General features: G+C 45.5%; 18 protein-coding genes. 12 read left to right on the top strand and 6 right to left on the bottom strand.

The window, feature by feature from the left end:
• Positions 1-72 precede the first annotated feature (72 nt).
• Entirely contained in the window at positions 73-669 is a 597-nt protein-coding gene (locus AB4583_RS10525; protein ID WP_017061019.1) for a tRNA-uridine aminocarboxypropyltransferase, read from the bottom strand.
• A 2-nt stretch (positions 670-671) separates the two neighbouring features.
• On the bottom strand, positions 672-2,216 hold the full coding sequence (locus AB4583_RS10520) for a COG3650 family protein (RefSeq protein WP_372117265.1): 1,545 nt from the start codon (positions 2,214-2,216) through the stop codon (positions 672-674).
• A gap of 39 nt (positions 2,217-2,255) precedes the next feature.
• On the opposite strand from AB4583_RS10520, the gene AB4583_RS10515 reads away from it, so the two are divergent.
• The gene (locus tag AB4583_RS10515; RefSeq protein ID WP_372117263.1) at positions 2,256-2,723 is read left to right on the top strand and encodes an EVE domain-containing protein; all 468 of its coding nucleotides are present in this window, start codon (positions 2,256-2,258) and stop codon (positions 2,721-2,723) included.
• Between the two features lie 87 nt (positions 2,724-2,810).
• Here AB4583_RS10515 and AB4583_RS10510 read toward each other — a convergent pair whose 3' ends face one another.
• Both AB4583_RS10510 and AB4583_RS10505 read right to left on the bottom strand, forming a co-directional pair.
• Entirely contained in the window at positions 2,811-3,638 is an 828-nt protein-coding gene (locus tag AB4583_RS10510; protein WP_372117262.1) for a Cof-type HAD-IIB family hydrolase, read from the bottom strand.
• 193 nt (positions 3,639-3,831) lie between these two features.
• Positions 3,832-4,812 (bottom strand): alpha/beta fold hydrolase, encoded by a 981-nt coding sequence (locus AB4583_RS10505; RefSeq protein WP_372117261.1) that lies wholly within the window; start codon positions 4,810-4,812, stop codon positions 3,832-3,834.
• 81 nt (positions 4,813-4,893) lie between these two features.
• Here AB4583_RS10505 and rhtB point away from each other — a divergent pair, with 81 nt between their 5' ends.
• The 7 genes from rhtB to AB4583_RS10470 all read left to right on the top strand — a co-directional run bounded on the left by rhtB (position 4,894) and on the right by AB4583_RS10470 (position 11,406).
• Positions 4,894-5,511, top strand: a complete 618-nt coding sequence (rhtB, locus tag AB4583_RS10500; RefSeq protein ID WP_017061024.1) for a homoserine/homoserine lactone efflux protein — start codon at positions 4,894-4,896, stop codon at positions 5,509-5,511.
• Positions 5,512-5,556: 45 nt separating this feature from the next.
• A complete protein-coding gene (locus tag AB4583_RS10495) occupies positions 5,557-6,777 on the top strand; it encodes an EAL and HDOD domain-containing protein (protein WP_136974439.1) in 1,221 nt (406 codons plus the stop codon).
• 99 nt (positions 6,778-6,876) lie between these two features.
• Positions 6,877-7,218: a metalloregulator ArsR/SmtB family transcription factor gene (locus AB4583_RS10490; RefSeq protein ID WP_372055697.1), complete on the top strand. Its 342-nt coding sequence runs from the start codon at positions 6,877-6,879 to the stop codon at positions 7,216-7,218.
• Between the two features lie 173 nt (positions 7,219-7,391).
• Entirely contained in the window at positions 7,392-8,393 is a 1,002-nt protein-coding gene (locus AB4583_RS10485; RefSeq protein ID WP_372117259.1) for an ArsJ-associated glyceraldehyde-3-phosphate dehydrogenase, read from the top strand.
• A gap of 21 nt (positions 8,394-8,414) precedes the next feature.
• The gene (locus AB4583_RS10480) at positions 8,415-8,906 is read left to right on the top strand and encodes a cyclin-dependent kinase inhibitor 3 family protein (RefSeq protein WP_017061028.1); all 492 of its coding nucleotides are present in this window, start codon (positions 8,415-8,417) and stop codon (positions 8,904-8,906) included.
• 96 nt (positions 8,907-9,002) lie between these two features.
• Positions 9,003-10,223 carry an organoarsenical effux MFS transporter ArsJ gene (gene arsJ / locus AB4583_RS10475; protein WP_048610756.1) on the top strand — a complete coding sequence of 407 codons (1,221 nt, stop codon included), beginning with the start codon at positions 9,003-9,005 and terminating at the stop codon, positions 10,221-10,223.
• Between the two features lie 169 nt (positions 10,224-10,392).
• Positions 10,393-11,406: an acyltransferase gene (locus tag AB4583_RS10470; RefSeq protein ID WP_017061031.1), complete on the top strand. Its 1,014-nt coding sequence runs from the start codon at positions 10,393-10,395 to the stop codon at positions 11,404-11,406.
• Positions 11,407-11,466: 60 nt separating this feature from the next.
• Here AB4583_RS10470 and AB4583_RS10465 read toward each other — a convergent pair whose 3' ends face one another.
• The gene (locus AB4583_RS10465; RefSeq protein ID WP_017061032.1) at positions 11,467-11,796 is read right to left on the bottom strand and encodes a DUF2500 domain-containing protein; all 330 of its coding nucleotides are present in this window, start codon (positions 11,794-11,796) and stop codon (positions 11,467-11,469) included.
• Between the two features lie 244 nt (positions 11,797-12,040).
• Between AB4583_RS10465 and AB4583_RS10460 the strand changes: the two genes are divergently transcribed.
• From AB4583_RS10460 to AB4583_RS10445, 4 genes are all read left to right on the top strand, one after another.
• Positions 12,041-12,415 (top strand): hypothetical protein, encoded by a 375-nt coding sequence (locus AB4583_RS10460; protein WP_004736595.1) that lies wholly within the window; start codon positions 12,041-12,043, stop codon positions 12,413-12,415.
• 927 nt (positions 12,416-13,342) lie between these two features.
• A complete protein-coding gene (locus tag AB4583_RS10455; RefSeq protein ID WP_372117256.1) occupies positions 13,343-13,963 on the top strand; it encodes a lysoplasmalogenase in 621 nt (206 codons plus the stop codon).
• Positions 13,964-14,053: 90 nt separating this feature from the next.
• A complete protein-coding gene (locus AB4583_RS10450; protein WP_372117255.1) occupies positions 14,054-14,290 on the top strand; it encodes a YecH family metal-binding protein in 237 nt (78 codons plus the stop codon).
• Positions 14,291-14,496: 206 nt separating this feature from the next.
• On the top strand, positions 14,497-15,081 hold the full coding sequence (locus AB4583_RS10445) for a YhgN family NAAT transporter (protein ID WP_017061035.1): 585 nt from the start codon (positions 14,497-14,499) through the stop codon (positions 15,079-15,081).
• 81 nt (positions 15,082-15,162) lie between these two features.
• Here the strand turns inward: AB4583_RS10445 and AB4583_RS10440 are convergent, their stop codons facing one another.
• A complete protein-coding gene (locus AB4583_RS10440; protein WP_016784000.1) occupies positions 15,163-15,429 on the bottom strand; it encodes a DUF1145 domain-containing protein in 267 nt (88 codons plus the stop codon).

The raw sequence follows: 15,429 nt of genomic DNA, 5'->3' as shown, positions 1-15,429 counted from the left end.
GCCTCCTCCTACTCGATTTAGTGTCTGTCTCGTCCCGAAATGTGTTTTTACCTTCCCGCGCGCCTGCTTGGTCTATTTGAGGGCGTGGCCACACTTGTCGGCGTGGAACACTTTTAGATAATGCTGGTAGTAGTCATCAATGAGCTTGGCAGATTCACTTTCACCTAAAGATTTGAGTAACTCAATACCCACTTCACAAGTACACAAGTGGCCACTGTCTTGGTTGCGGCGCAAGGTGTATGAAGATTCGCTGGTAATATCGAGGTGAACTTGCGGAACGGCTTGTAACCACGAGCTCTTGTTAAGCATCTTCTTCGCTTCTTGCCATGTGCCATCCAAGATGATGAATAGCGGCTTACGGCTCTGGGCTTGGGTCATTACAGCTTGCTGGCACTCGACACTTTGATCACTTGGGAATAAAAGAAACGGTTGTCGTGTTTCATCGTCAAGCAGTGCGATGAGCTCCGCTGGTGGTGTTTTCCTTTGCCATACAATGGACTGACACTGATCAAGGGATTGCTGAAGCAGCTTCCCTGTATTGGTATCGCGTGACAGTTCATTCTCATGAGTGAGCAGTACAAGATCGATTTGGCTTGCGACACTAGGTATCAGGTGACAAATACATTGGTGAGTGAAGCTACAACCATGGCAAGCTTGTTGGTTACTCATGTTTACAACTTAACTCCACTTTGTGCGGGTGAGATACCATCAGCAAACAAAACCACGTCGCTGATATCAGCATCATCTGCAACTGGAGCGACACTTGGGTTTAGCGGGTAGCTGACACCAGAGTATGAAAGTGTGTGTTTCGCCGGTGTTGCACCGCCGCCACTGACATTGAAGATCAGATCCTGCCAGCCGTGGTTTTGCGATTTACCTAAGCGTATGTCGCCCTTAACCAGTGTCACTCGGCTATTGAAGCGCCAGTTATCTTGATGGTTTTCGAAAATTAGCAGTGTACAGCCACCAGAACCACACCAATCGAGTTGGGCGAACAGCTCTTCTTTACCGTCGCCGTTGAGGTCGTAGGTTAACCAGCGGTATTTAGTGTCGTCAGGTGAGCTGTTGTTGATCTTAAAGTATTCGCGGATCGCTTGGTCGACTTTTGGATCAAGTTGATCGCTGGAGTTCACCTGCTTTGCGGTTAGATCAACGTTAGTGGTGGTGTTTACTTGTGCTTGCGCACTCTTAGCTTCGAATAGCACCAGACCGCCATTGGCAATCGGATACACCACGTTGCCCACTTTCTCTTTTTCAGCGATTAGCTTGCCATTATCGAGTGTGAAGATGCGCTCGGAGATCAAATATTGTTGCTGGTGGCGAGTCATAACCACTTGTACCTGATTTTGGTTCAGTTGCTGCCAGAAGCCTTGTTCAACAATAGAAGGGTCTCCATTGCTGTATGAATAAGTCGTGATAGCACTGTGGTCATTGTTGAGTTCAAGGTTGATAGAGAACCCTGAGTTTTGCGTTGAGCTAGCGAAGTAGAGTCCGCTCCAATCCAATGTTGGATCTTGGTTAGAGACCGTTGCACAGCCATTATAGTTACTGTCATTGAGATTAAGCTTGGCATGCCACCCATAGATAGAATCGCTCATGCCGTCGCTACAGCTCTCTTTTGTAAGGTTGAGTTTGCCTTGCGCTGCTTTACCTTCTAATTGGTAATCACGACTGCTTGGTGTGGTGCGGCTTGATTCAATATCGAGGGTTTGTGGCTGTTCGCCCATCTTAGTATATTTCAGCTGGTCTTTATCGAAGGTTGCTGACCAGAAGGGTTCATTACCGAATACTCGTGTTGAACGCAGTGGTTGGTCGCAGCGCTCAGGGTTCTCTGCGGTTAGGATGTTCACTTGGTCAACCACGAAACGCGCTGTGAAGTCTGCGTTGTAACCCGTTTGGCTTGGTACAGTTAGGTGGCCAATCAGCTCGCCATATAAGGCTTGGTAAGGTCTCGTTGAGAGCCCTTGTGCTTCTAGCGCTAACTCTGGAGATAAGTCTAACCAGTATTGTTGTTGGCTGCCGCAAGGAGTGAAGGTTCGACTTTCGTGACCAACCACCACCTGACCACGCATGATGAAGGTTTGCGGCTGAATGCTCTGTGGCTCATCCAAGGTTGCTGGGGGCTGTTCAGGTTGTTGCGGCGTATCAGGTGCCGTAACACAGCCTTGTAGAGCGAACGCGACTAGCCATGTCACTGGGTTTTTCATTACCTTCATGTTATATCTTCCTCGGAGCAACCGTTAATTGGATTTATTATGGCATATTGGTTATTTAAAACAGAACCCGACACCTTCTCTATTCAGACTCTTAGAGTACAAAAAAACTCTTGTTGGGAGGGTGTACGCAACTATCAGGCTCGAAACATGATGCGTGATGACGTCAAGCTTGGCGATCTGGTGATGATATACCACTCATCATGTAAAAAAGTTGGCGTAGCGGGGATCGCTAAAGTAACCAGAGAAGCCTACCCAGACCACTTTCAGTTCGACCCTGAGAGTGATTACTACGATCCTAAGTCTTCACCCGATAACCCACGCTGGATCATGGTGGATGTCGAGTTTGTGCGATTGACTGAGCGCTTGATTCCTTTGGTTACGCTTAAAGCCATGCCTGAACTCTCCGAAATGCCCTTGGTGAAACGCGGTAATCGCTTATCGATCATGCCGGTTACCGAACAAGAGTGGCAGGCAATCTTAAGCAAAGAAGTGTTAGGTTCTCGATAGCGTTAGAGAGAGCTTTTTACCTAAGGTTCAAAAAAGGCAGCCAGTTGGCTGCCTTTTTATTTATTCAGATCTGTTCAACGAGCGAGATTAGAGCAGATGCTTTTCTAGGTAGTGAGCAACGGCATCGTCTGCGTTACTGCCAATCACTTCATTGTCAGGTAGTGCTTTCATCACTTTCTCATGTGATGTACCCATGATTAGACCTTTACCCGCCATAGCCAGCATTTCAGCGTCGTTCATGCCATCACCAAAGGCAACACAGTTATCCAGAGTCAGGTTTAGTGATTTTGCAACAGCGTCTAGAGCGTGGCCTTTAGAGACTTCAGCGGCCATCACTTCCAGACACCAAGGTGTAGAGAAGGCGATGTTCAGTTTGTCGCCAAAAGCATCTCTTAGCTTTTGTTCAAACGTGACGAGATATTCGTGGTCTTGTTCTGGATGTGTGAAGAAGACTTTCGCGATGCCTTCGCTTGGTGCGTTTTCAGCTTCAAAGCGCTTGTAGCTAAAGCCAGACTCACTGTGGAACTTAGCCAGCATTTCATCCTCACGATCGAGTAACCAATCTTCATTCTGGTACATGTGAATGAAGATGTTTGGATCTTGGCGCACAATATCAATAACCGGTTGAACGAGTTCTTGAGGTACGTTTTGGCTATACATTAGCTGATCATTCTGGTCGTGCACGCGAGCACCGTTTGATGTGATCATGTAGGCCGGAATCCCTGCGATTTGACGAATCCCAGCTACATCGACGTGATGGCGACCCGTTGCGAAGATAAAGGTATAACCTTGCTCGTGTAACTTCTTAAGCGTTAGCTTGGTAAAATCGCTCAACTGATGGTTGGGAGCCAAAAGCGTACCATCTAAATCAGAGGCAACGATTTTCACGGAATCTTTAAGTGCAGGAATAGTCATTTAACCCTCATTGCAAAGTGCTTAACCAATATCAACACTAGCCAGCGCTAGCATCGTTTTAACTACAATATATCTACCCAGAAATTGTATGCCAAAATCATGCAAGAAAAGAGGGCAAAGCTCACTTACTTCTTTTCCTCTTTAATTGTTATCTTATGGCTCGCTGTTTCTTGTGTTGTTGATGTGATGAGTGCTAAGCAAAAAACTGATTAATGGCATCTAGTGTTTGATTGCGGTATTTGTCTTGCTCAAACAACACTTCATGCCTTGAGCCTTCAATGACTTTAAACTGGCAAGCCGAGTTGGTTTTCTTCAATTTATTGATGAACTTCACCTGAGCATCGTTACTCACAATCTTTTCTTCACCTGCTTGAATCAGCAATAGAGGGATCTTGATTTGACGAGTCTGTTGGATTGACTGCTTGGCTGCCATTAACCCTTGCCATACCCAGCGAGTGCTAGCACCACCGACTTGCAGTGACGGGTTATCTTCGTAAAGTCGGCGAAACCACTGATAACGAACCTGGCTTTGGCTCAGGAGGTTATTCTCGAAAGGTTTCGAGTAGTAGGCTTGCTGACCTGGCGCGTAAACCGGTTTGGCGTGATAGGCGGTAAGCACTTGCCCAACAATCATCGCGATAGGCTTTAAGTACCACTCGGTGTTGATACCAAACATTGGGGCGCACAAGGTGACCTTATCAAATGGGTGGCCTGGATGGGTTTGTAGATAGCGTGTTGCGATAGTGCTACCCATTGAGTGGGCTAACAGGTATCGCTTGGCATACTTGCTGAGGTCAAAACTGGCAATCATGTCAGACATATCAGATGCATAATCATCAAAATCATGAATGTGACCAATGTCAGAGTCTGTTACCATACGTTCAGACTGGCCTTGACCTTGGTGGTCAAATGAATAAACGTCATAGCCTTGTTGATAAAAATCATAAAAGATTTCTTGGTATTTTTGGCAGCATTCGATACGGCCATTTGAAATCACAATAGCTTTGCTGTGCTTTTCTGAGGTGAGGCTGCACCAGTACAGTTTCTTTTTACCAGACGATGTTAAAAACCCCTCTTTTCTTTGTTGCCAAAGAGCGTTGATCGGGTGTTTAATCGCATGATCGAACTGAGGTTCTTGAGTGTAAGGGAAGGTGGCTTCGCTGTGGTTTTCCATGGGAAATTACCTGAACTGATGCGTGTGAGAGCTTTATTGCTACTAATGTTGTTAGATTAAAGAACTAGTAAGGAAATGCAAATGGATACTCATGTTTGGCTTGCTTATGTTGTCACAGCGATTTTGTTTAGCTTGGCTCCGGGCTCGGGTACCGTTAACTCCATCAGTAATGGGCTTAGCTATGGCACTAAAAAGTCACTCGCATCAATTGTTGGCTTACAGCTTGGTCTTGCGTTTCACATTATGCTGGTGGGCGCGGGTATCGGTGCACTCGTTGCTAAGTCTGCGTTGGCGTTCACCATCATTAAGTGGGTCGGCGTGGTGTACTTACTTTGGTTAGGTATTCAAAAGTGGCGTGATAGCTCGAGCCTAGTAGCATCTGAAGAAAGCTCTACTCTGTCGAGTGGCAAACTGCTGAGAAACGCTGTGCTTATCAACCTAACTAACCCGAAATCAATCGTGTTTTTGGTGGCTTTGTTTCCTCAGTTTATTGACCCTACACAACCTCAAGCACCTCAGTTATTAGTGCTAGGTGTGACGACAGTATTCATTGATAGCGTTGTTATGTTGGGTTACACCTCATTAGCGTCACAAATGGGACGTTTTATTCGCTCTGATCGCATAATGGGTAAGATAAATAAAATATTTGGTGGTATGTTCATGGGCTGCGGTGCTTTGCTAGCTGCCGCGAAAGCTTAGATTAAGCGACTGAGTTATAGTTAAACCAATCAGAGTTATCAAGAAATGACCGCTACATACGTTGCTCGACAACCTATCTTAAATCGCAAGAGGAATACACTCGGCTATGAGTTGTTATTTCGCGATGGAGAAAAGAATGCGTACCCAGCGCATATTGAGTCTAATCGAGCAACGTATCGTCTGATTGTTGAGAACTTCTTGTCTGTTGGTCTTAACCCTTCTATTCCATCTTCACGCTGCTTTATCAACTTCCCTTATCAAAGTTTGATTCGTCGACTGCCCTTAAGTTTGCCGAAAGATAAGGTGGTGGTAGAGATTCTGGAAACCTGTAAACCAACAGATGAATTGTTGGAAGCGGTTAAAGACCTTTACCAAGCGGGTTACATGATTGCCCTAGATGATTTTACTTCGACCCCAGAATGGGAACGTTTCCTTAAATACACGCATATCGTAAAGCTCGATATTATGCAGATGGGTTTGGATGAAGCGTGTGATTTGGTTAGGGCGCATCAAGGGAAAAAGTTTAGCTTTTTGGCGGAGCGCGTTGAGACCGAACAAGAATTCCAGCAAGCCAAAGAGGCTGGCTTTAAGTTTTTCCAAGGTTACTTTTTCAATAAACCGGAAATCATCAAGAGTAAATACATTAGCCCTGAGCAAGTGATTGCTATGGAGCTGTTTCAAGAAGTGTGTAAGCCCGATGTGGACTTTCAACGGGTGGAGAGCATTGTCGCGAAAGATGTGGCGCTCTCATATAAGCTGCTGCGTTTTGTGAATACTATGTCGCCGCGCCTTGAAGTTACCATCTCTTCTTTTCGTCAGGCTTTGGTATATCTAGGTCAAGAGAAACTGAAAATGTTTGTCTCGTTAGCCGTCGCCTCTTATGTGTCCGATAAAAAGCCTAAAGAGCTGTATGGATTGTCTCTACAGCGTGCTCAGTTTTGTCAGCGTATGTCTCGCTATCAGGCATTTGAAGGGTATAGAGAACAGGCCTTTATGATTGGCTTATTCTCCTTGTTGGGTGCTCTGTTGGACTTGTCGTTAGAGAACTTAGTCGAGCAGTTGCCGCTGTGTAAAAGTATCAAGGTTGCTCTATTACGTAGGGAAGGGCCTTACGGTACTTTGCTTGCCCTTGAAGAGAGTTTTGAGCATGCGGATTGGCAGCAGATTGATGAGCACTGCGCTGATTTAGGGCTTAGCGTGGATCAGGTTAAAACGGAGCTTACAGAAGCGCGTCGCTGGAGTCACACAGTGACCAACAAGCTGTAGTGTTGCTTTATTAAACTTTTATGACATTTAAAACGCACGCCTTGACGTGCGTTTTTTTACAGCTAATATATGCGCATATCCATATATGAGTATGTAGTTATGCTTCCTCACCAATTTTTTAAATTACTGTCTGATGAAACGCGAGTGCGTTGCTTAATGTTGATTGTGCGCCAAGAGTGCCTTTCTGTTGGTGAGTTGACTCAGGCATTGCAAGAAAGTCAGCCAAAGGTTTCTCGCCACCTTGCGCAGCTGCGCTCAAACGGCATTTTGACTGACGTTCGCCAAGGGCAGTGGGTGTTTTACCGCCTGTCACAAGATTTACCGGGTTGGATGCTAAAGTTAATTGATGACCTTATCGCATCGAACTGTTTGAAAACTGAATACCAGCAAGATATTGAGCGCTTAGAGTCGATGAACTCACGCCCAGTATGTTGCGTTTAAATACATTAAAACTTAATGCCGAAATAGTTGGAGTTGCAGCTAGGCGACAAGTGAACTTATCCCTATGAGCATAGTGGCTCTATGTAATTAGGGCGGCCGGCGCTCCGGTAAGTGAACGTAGTCAACAACGCTGCGGCTTCAAATATGAAGGCAATTAACTGAGAGAACAGAAAATGACAGTCAAAGTAGGTATTAATGGTTTTGGTCGTATCGGCCGTCTAGCACTTCGCGCAGCATTCGATTGGGATGAGCTAGAATTTGTACAAATTAATGACGTTGCTGGCGACACAGCGACACTGGCTCACCTTCTTGAGTTCGATTCGGTTCAAGGTCGTTGGAACCACGAAGTGTCTGTTGAAGGCGATGAGATGATCATCAACGGTCAACGCATCAAAACCACAAAAGAGCGCGACATTGATGCGATCGATTGGTCTGGTTGTGATGTGGTTATCGAAGCGACAGGTGTTCACCGTAAGACCTCTTTCCTAAACAAATACCTAGAGCAAGGCGTGAAGCGCGTTGTGGTATCGGCTCCTGTGAAAGAAGAAGGAATCGCAAACATCGTTGTTGGTGTGAATGACAATATCTTCGACCCTGCGGTACACAAAATCGTAACGGCAGCGTCTTGTACAACGAACTGTATCGCGCCAGTGGTTAAGGTGATCAACGAGAAGCTTGGTATCGAGAACGCAGCCTTCACCACTATTCACGATTTAACTAACACGCAAACTATTCTTGATGCGCCGCACAAAGACTTACGCCGCGCACGTGCATGTGGCATGAGTCTTATCCCAACAACGACGGGCAGCGCCAAAGCGATTGTTGAGATCTTCCCTGAGCTAGAAAACCGCATCAACGGCCACGCAGTTCGTGTACCGCTAGCGAACGCTTCTCTGACAGACATCATCTTCGAAGTGAAGCAAGACACCACGGCAGAAGAAGTTAACGCGATGCTGAAAGAAGCGTCTCAGAATGAACTAAAAGGTATTCTTGGCTTTGAAGAGCGTCCACTGGTTTCTATCGATTACAAAGGCGACCAACGCTCAACAATCGTGGATGCACTATCAACGATGTTGGTCGGTAAGCGCATGGTTAAGATCTACGCTTGGTACGACAATGAGATGGGTTACGCAACACGTACCGCTGAGCTTGTTCGTACCGTTGGCCTTGCTTAATAAGAATCTGGAGAAGATATAATGATACATCCAACATGGCAACTAGACCTAGAGCAAGGTGCGCTAGTGCTTACTCCGTGCCCAGGCACAAAAGAAGCAACGCTTGATGCATCACTGGCTCAGCTAAAAGAGCAAGGCGTTGAAGCTATCGTGACAGCACTTGATGACCATGAGCTTGCAAGCAAAGACGTGGCGGCACTTGGTGAAAAAACACGTGCGTTAGGTATGCAATGGTTCCAGATCGAAATTGAAGACGACTGTGCACCGGGTGCTGGTTTTGCTGCGAAGTGGCAAGCAGCTAGCCCTGAGCTACATAACATCGTCGATAACGGCGGCAAGGTTGCAATGCATTGTATGGGCGGCTCTGGTCGCACTGGTTTGTTCGCAGCTCACCTACTGTTAGAAAAAGGCTGGGATTTGAGCAAGGTAGTTCAAGAGGTGCAGGCACTGCGTCCAGGTGCCTTCACTAAACCTATCCAGGTTGAATACATTAATGGCGTAGCGAATAGCTAATAGTCATCAGTGTTAGACAGGGAGCTTTTGGTATCTGGAGTGTTGAACTTATCATGATCCAAAAGCTCTTTTTGTTTAGATTGCAGAGATAGCGTTATGTTTTCAAATCTAAGTAAGAGCGTTCGCCAATACATGTTGGTGACTTTTAACTACTGGAACTTCACCATTACTGATGGTGCACTTCGCATGTTGGTGGTTCTGTATTTTTACGACCTTGGCTACAGTTCGTTAGAAATCGCCTCACTGTTCCTTTTCTATGAATTCTTTGGTGTGGTGACTAACCTAATCGGTGGCTGGTTAGGGGCGCGTCTTGGCCTCAATAAGACCATGAACATTGGGTTAGGCATGCAAGTCGTCGCCTTGGGTATGCTCGCGGTGCCAACGGCAATGCTGACCATTCCTTGGGTCATGGCGGCGCAAGCCTTGTCTGGTATCGCTAAAGACCTCAATAAGATGAGTGCCAAGAGCTCAATTAAGACTCTGGTTCCTGATGAACAACAAGGCGCGCTTTATAAGTGGATTGCGATTCTGACCGGATCTAAGAATGCGCTTAAAGGGGCAGGCTTCTTTATTGGTGGTTTACTGCTTTCAACGATTGGCTTCCAATACGCCGTGCTCGCGATGGCAGCCGTGTTGGCATTGGTCTTCGTTGGCAGTGTGTTGAGCTTAGAAGCGGACATGGGCAAAGCGAAAACCAAGCCTAAGTTCAAACAGATCTTCTCTAAGTCTGAATCCATCAACATCCTATCCGCAGCACGTATGTTCCTGTTTGGCGCTCGTGATGTGTGGTTTGTGATTGCTTTGCCGATTTACCTAGGCAGTGTGTTTGGTTGGGATCACTCATGGGTTGGCGGTTTCTTAGCTGCTTGGACTATCGCTTATGGCTTTGTACAGGGCATAGCGCCGAAGATTACTGGTAAAGCTCAAGGTAAGGTGCCAGATGGCCATGCCGCGCTGTTATGGGCTGGTGCGCTGGCTATAGTGACCGCTGCTATCGCTTATGCGGTACAGATTGGCTGGCAACCAGAGCTCGTTATCGTGGGTGGTTTGATGGTATTTGGTGCCATCTTTGCGGTGAACTCATCACTTCACTCATATTTGATAGTGAGTTATGCGAAAGGCGATGGCGTTTCTCTTGATGTCGGTTTCTACTACATGGCAAACGCGATGGGCCGTTTGATTGGCACGATATTGTCGGGCTTGGTATTCCAAATGGCAGGTTTGTCTGCGTGTCTGTGGGTTTCCTTCGCATTCTTGGCGATAACGACGGTGATCTCTCTGCGTTTACCGAAAGTGCCGCAAATTTCAGCGGCATAAGCTTCAGCCACATGAGCCTCATTTGTGAGAGCTCAAGTCGCAGAAGCTAGAGTCGTATGAGCTAAATTCGCGATAAGTATCTCCTTTAACACTAAGCTGACTTGGTATTTATTCCGGTCAGCTTTTTTATTGCTATAGTAGAATGATTGAATATTAATCAGGCATTTACATGAAGCAGCGAATTCTCTTTTTTGATTTAGCACGATGTGTCGCGGCCGTAGCGGTTATCGCGATTCATGTTTTGGCGCCTTATCGCAATGAGTTGGGCACTATTCCTTTCGGTGAATGGCTTACTGCCATTACGGTAAACGGTTTCAGCCGCTGGGCAGTACCTGTGTTCATTTTGATTACTGGCGCACTGATGCTCAGTGATCAGCGCCCGTTTGACGCCAAATACTACCTCAAGCGTCGTTTGGGCAAGGTACTGATACCTTTCATTGTCTGGTCGCTTTTCTATACCTATCTGTCGGGCTGGTCGGCAATGGGCTTTGATGCCGACGTCAGTTGGGACGTGTTGCTTAATAGCTACCATCATTACACCTATTACCACCTTGGTTTCTTCTATTACTTCATCCCACTCTATTTTGTGATTCCGTTCTTGCAGATCATGGTTAGAAAGTACGGTGATAGATCGGTCTATGCCTTTACGGCGGTATGGTTGTTCACAACATTGCTGTTCTTACTGAAAATCGATGGCCCTTGGAGTCACGAATTGTGGTTGTACACCGGTTACTTACCATTGGGTTACTTGCTGTATAAGATTGTGCCACTTAACAAGATGACCGTTGGCGTGAGTGTGTTACTGGGTGGGCTAGCGTTACTAACCACGGTTTACATGGTGGTTGATGCAAGCTTGGTAGCAGAAGAGTACACGGTAGGGCGCTGGCTATCTTACAAAACGTTGAATACCGTATTAGCCGCGAGCATGGTGTTCATGGTATGCCGTTACTATGGTGAAGGCCTGTCTGAGAAGAGTAACCAAGTGGTTGGCTTTATCAGTAAGCACAGCTTAGGTATTTACCTGCTGCACCCGATTTTCTTGTGGCCGATGAAAGAGTTTGGTTGGTACCAAGGACATCCGGCATGGGTTATTCCATTATGGATTGTGATCAGCGGAGCTGGCGCATTATGGATGAGCTGGTTGGTGTCTAAGTCAGAGAAAACGCGTTGGTTATTGCCTTAGCGGTGATTGCTAAGGCTTTCTGATGGATTGCTTAGGGACGACAGTTGAAGCGGCTGACGTTTAGCGCTTCAACGCAAAGTGTAAGAACTTATCGCCTTGGTAGGTTAAGGTTCCTTTGTCGCCAGGGTTAAGGGCGTGGAAATAGTGGATGCCGACTTGGAATTCTCGCTTCGGACCAACCACACCACGTTGAACGTAAATCCAGTACTCTTGATCTTCTTGGCCCGGTTCTGCGTCAGGAAGGTCGATCGATTGTTTGTCTAACACCGTGACATTCACTTTCTTCTCTGGCGCATTTTCACCTTGCGAGTGTTTTCGATAGAAACCAATAAATACCCAAGCCGCTAGAGCAGCGAGAGCAAAGATGGCAAAAAAGAGTGAATTAGGCATATAACCTCCATGTAGTCGTGATGGTTATTCTAGTCTTTCAGGCAATAGGGATATGTGTTTAAAGCCGTTATTCGTGAACTGTTGTAAGCCAAGCTGATTATTTTTCGGCAGACATCACATTTAATGGTCAGTTTGGGATAAAGCATTGTTATTTATTGTCTCTTTCTCTCGTAAATAACAGTGATTTTGTATAAGAATAGGGAAATGCTCGACTAGAATTATAGTGTGGAGTGGGAGGGCTAAGATGACCGATATTGAAAAAGTGGTGACAAGAACTCGCAATATAGAGAAATTATTGAGGCTTCAATATCATGCCGAAGGCGAAGGATTGCATGAGCTTGTAACAAGCTGTGAAGAAAGGCTACCGCACGATATGGTGAGCAAGCTGCGCTATATCGCAACGTGTCGTAATAAGGTAGTCAATGAACATGAGGCTAAGTTGGAAGACCAACATAAGTTCATCATGATGTGTAACGACTGTGAGAAGGAGCTGACTCCACGTAGTGGTCGTTTTATCTGGCGAGTTGCGATCTTACTGATGATGGCAATGACTTTAGCTGCCGCAGGTTTCTATTATGCGAACTGGGATGTGCTAACACTGCATCTGTTTTCGAAGTGAAAAAATTGAACAAAAAAAGGGACGCTCATGGCGTCCCTTTTTTTATCTGTAACTTGCTTAGTACATCATCGGTAGTGTCATTAGACCTACAACTACCGCGATCATTACAAGTCCTTGTCTTTGCGAAGATGAAATCATAACACTACTCCTAAATTTGGTTGTCTCTCGCTATGTTTTAAAGAATAGCACTACTTATGGCCTTAGATCAAGAATTACTTTCGAAAGCTTTAAAAGTAGTAGAAAACTATGAGTTTTTGGCTTGTTTGGCAGTGTTTAACTGTGTTTTATGGTGTGTTCTTAATTTGTTCGTTGTGATTTATGTTTGTTCTAATTTGATTTAAATTGTTGTTTTATAATGGTTGTTTTGTGTAATTTATATTGTTAAAGGTTGTTAAACTGTATTAATAGAGGTTGGTGGTGGCTAGGTTGGTTTTGGTTGGTTTTTTAAGTTTTCGGCTTGGTTTTTGTGGCGATTTTTACCGGAGGCTTGAAATAACCTGACAAAACTGGGCGTTAAAAAAGAAAACTGGCTACTTTACAAGTCTAGGCTTGGTTGGCGTTTTTATTTTCCTATTAATCTTGAGTTTGCTTGTTTAAGTTATTGTTATTGTTTGATTTAAAGGTAGTTATTTTAATTTTTCAAGTGTGGTATTTGACGGAATTAGGCCGATTTTGGTGAAGTCGATAGGTTAGAATTGGCCAAAACTCAAGTATGGCGACTCTAATGCCATTTTGAATGGTTTTTATGATGATTCGTTCTAGTTTTAAACGAATGGCCATTGTCATGGTGGTAATTGGCACGACTTCAATCTAAAGAGACTCTTTTTAGTGGAAGCGTAATCAAGATCCAATTTTGAGGCGCTGAGGCTTTACATCAACACTCGTGTGCCTAGACTGGCGACGATTTAAAGCAATAGGGCAAATGGTATGTGGAGTTGGTTGGCGGTTTCCTTGTCTGGTATCGGAGCAATAGCAGGAACGAAACATGGACATATCGGTCAGGCCTTATCGTATAAGGTTTTTACCTATGTATTATTAGCGACCATTGCTTTAACTCAATCTGTCGTTGCTGATTTTACCTATTGGGTCGTTGCTGGGTTGGCGGTCTCTGCGATCGCAGATGTCCTGCATGCTGTTACTCAAAAACGTCCTCTGCATTTTGTTTGCTTCTTGCTGGCTCAGCTCTGTTACAGCAAAGCATTTTGGCTACAGCTATCAGGAGAAATGGTCTGGTGGTTGTTCGCGCTGCTGTTGGCGGCTTGTGTCGTTGCTTTCTTCTTACTTCTACCTCGCTTAGACAAACTCGTTTTTCCCGTGGTCATCATGGGCATTGTGCTTATTCAGTTAGCATGGGCTTCTGGTGAGCTCTGGTTGCTTGATCCTCAACTGTCGCATGCGGTCGGTTTTGCCGGTTGTGCCATGTTGCTGCTTTCAGCATTGGCGTACGCGCTAAATTTCTATCGTAGCCCAATTAAGGGTGCCTACTTTTGGGTGACGGGCAGCTACTTTCTGGCGCACGCTCTCATTGTTGCTTCCCTTACCATTTAGAGTAGAGCTCGCTTAACTCTGAGCTACATCAAGGCAGCTCAGATGAAAGTAGGTACTCTACGTCTACTTCATTAAACATGAGATAGAGTTATGACTACCGAAATTCATGCACACAACGTTTTAAACCTACTGAGTGAAAAGCCACTGACTCGTGAAGAGTTGACGCAAGAACTCGCTCAAACTTATGGCGCAGAAGCGCGTTTTCATACGTGTAAGCTGAACGGTCTGGATTTAGATAGCCTGTTGAAGTTTTTCTTGAAGATGGAAAAGGTTGTCGTTGTCGATGATAAGCTTTGCACTAACCGCGAACGTGTGTGTAATCACTAATTCTTAGTGGCTTGTTTTATTCGTGAATAAAGAGTGGGTGCATGTTTCGGCTCCACTCTTTTCATTACCTTTCAATCTGCTTTCGCTAATTTGCCTTCTTATAACATCCCCTTTTAAAAGCATCAGTTAACCCGCTTATCACTGCGTTCGAAAATCAATGTTGAGGCTGCTATACTCCGCGCACTTACGCTTTTCGAGACAAACTTATGGAAATCTTATCTGCAGCAACCATGCTGTTTCTTATCATGGACCCGCTTGGCAACTTGCCAATCGTGCTCTCTATCCTTAAGCATATTGACCCGAAGCGTCGCCGTATTGTTCTGATTCGTGAGCTGATGTTCGCACTGGTTATCTTGCTGCTGTTCTTATTTGCGGGTCAAAGCATCATGAACTTCCTGCACGTGCAGCCTGAAACCTTGAGTATTTCTGGCGGTATCATTCTATTTATCATCGCGATTAAGATGATTTTCCCAAGCGCAGGCAGCATTACTGGCCTTGCGGCTGGTGAAGAGCCGTTTATTGTGCCGATGGCGATTCCTATGATTGCAGGTCCGTCAGTGATTGCTGCACTGATTCTGCTGTCGACCCAGCATCCAGACAACATGTTAGAGCTTTCAGCGGCTGTGATGCTGGCTTGGGGCGCTACCTTCTTCATTCTGATGTTTAATGGCTTCTTCCTACGAGTGCTGGGAGAGAGAGGTCTTAAAGCCATCGAGCGCTTGATGGGCTTGTTACTTGTGATGTTATCGACTCAAATGTTCTTGGATGGCGTGAAGGGCTACATGGGCTAGTGTTGCTACCATTACTCAATAAAAAAAACGCCGCTCTACTGAGCGGCGTTTTTGTATCTGTTTCTTCGGTTTTTATTTCGATTACATCATGTGCTTACGACGGATATCGAGTAGGGCGAAGACACCGAAAATCAATATTGACCACTTCTCCCAACGTGACATCTCGATCTTATCGCCGAATGCACCGATGAAAATCAGCATCTGCAGGCCGTGCATGAAGAACAAGAATGCGGTCATGATATAAAGCGCAATCGCAGCATTACCCGGAAACGGGTAGAAAATATTTACGATTAAGATAAACCAAACAAAGGCGATGGCTGCTTTTGCTAGTGGAAGCAAGAACTTCAT

Source organism: Vibrio sp. 10N.222.49.C12 (assembly GCF_041475025.1).
GTDB classification, from domain to species: domain Bacteria; phylum Pseudomonadota; class Gammaproteobacteria; order Enterobacterales; family Vibrionaceae; genus Vibrio; species Vibrio crassostreae_C.
The sequence above is the reverse complement of the archived record's forward strand: the minus strand, read 5'-3'. Positions and strand labels throughout refer to the sequence as shown.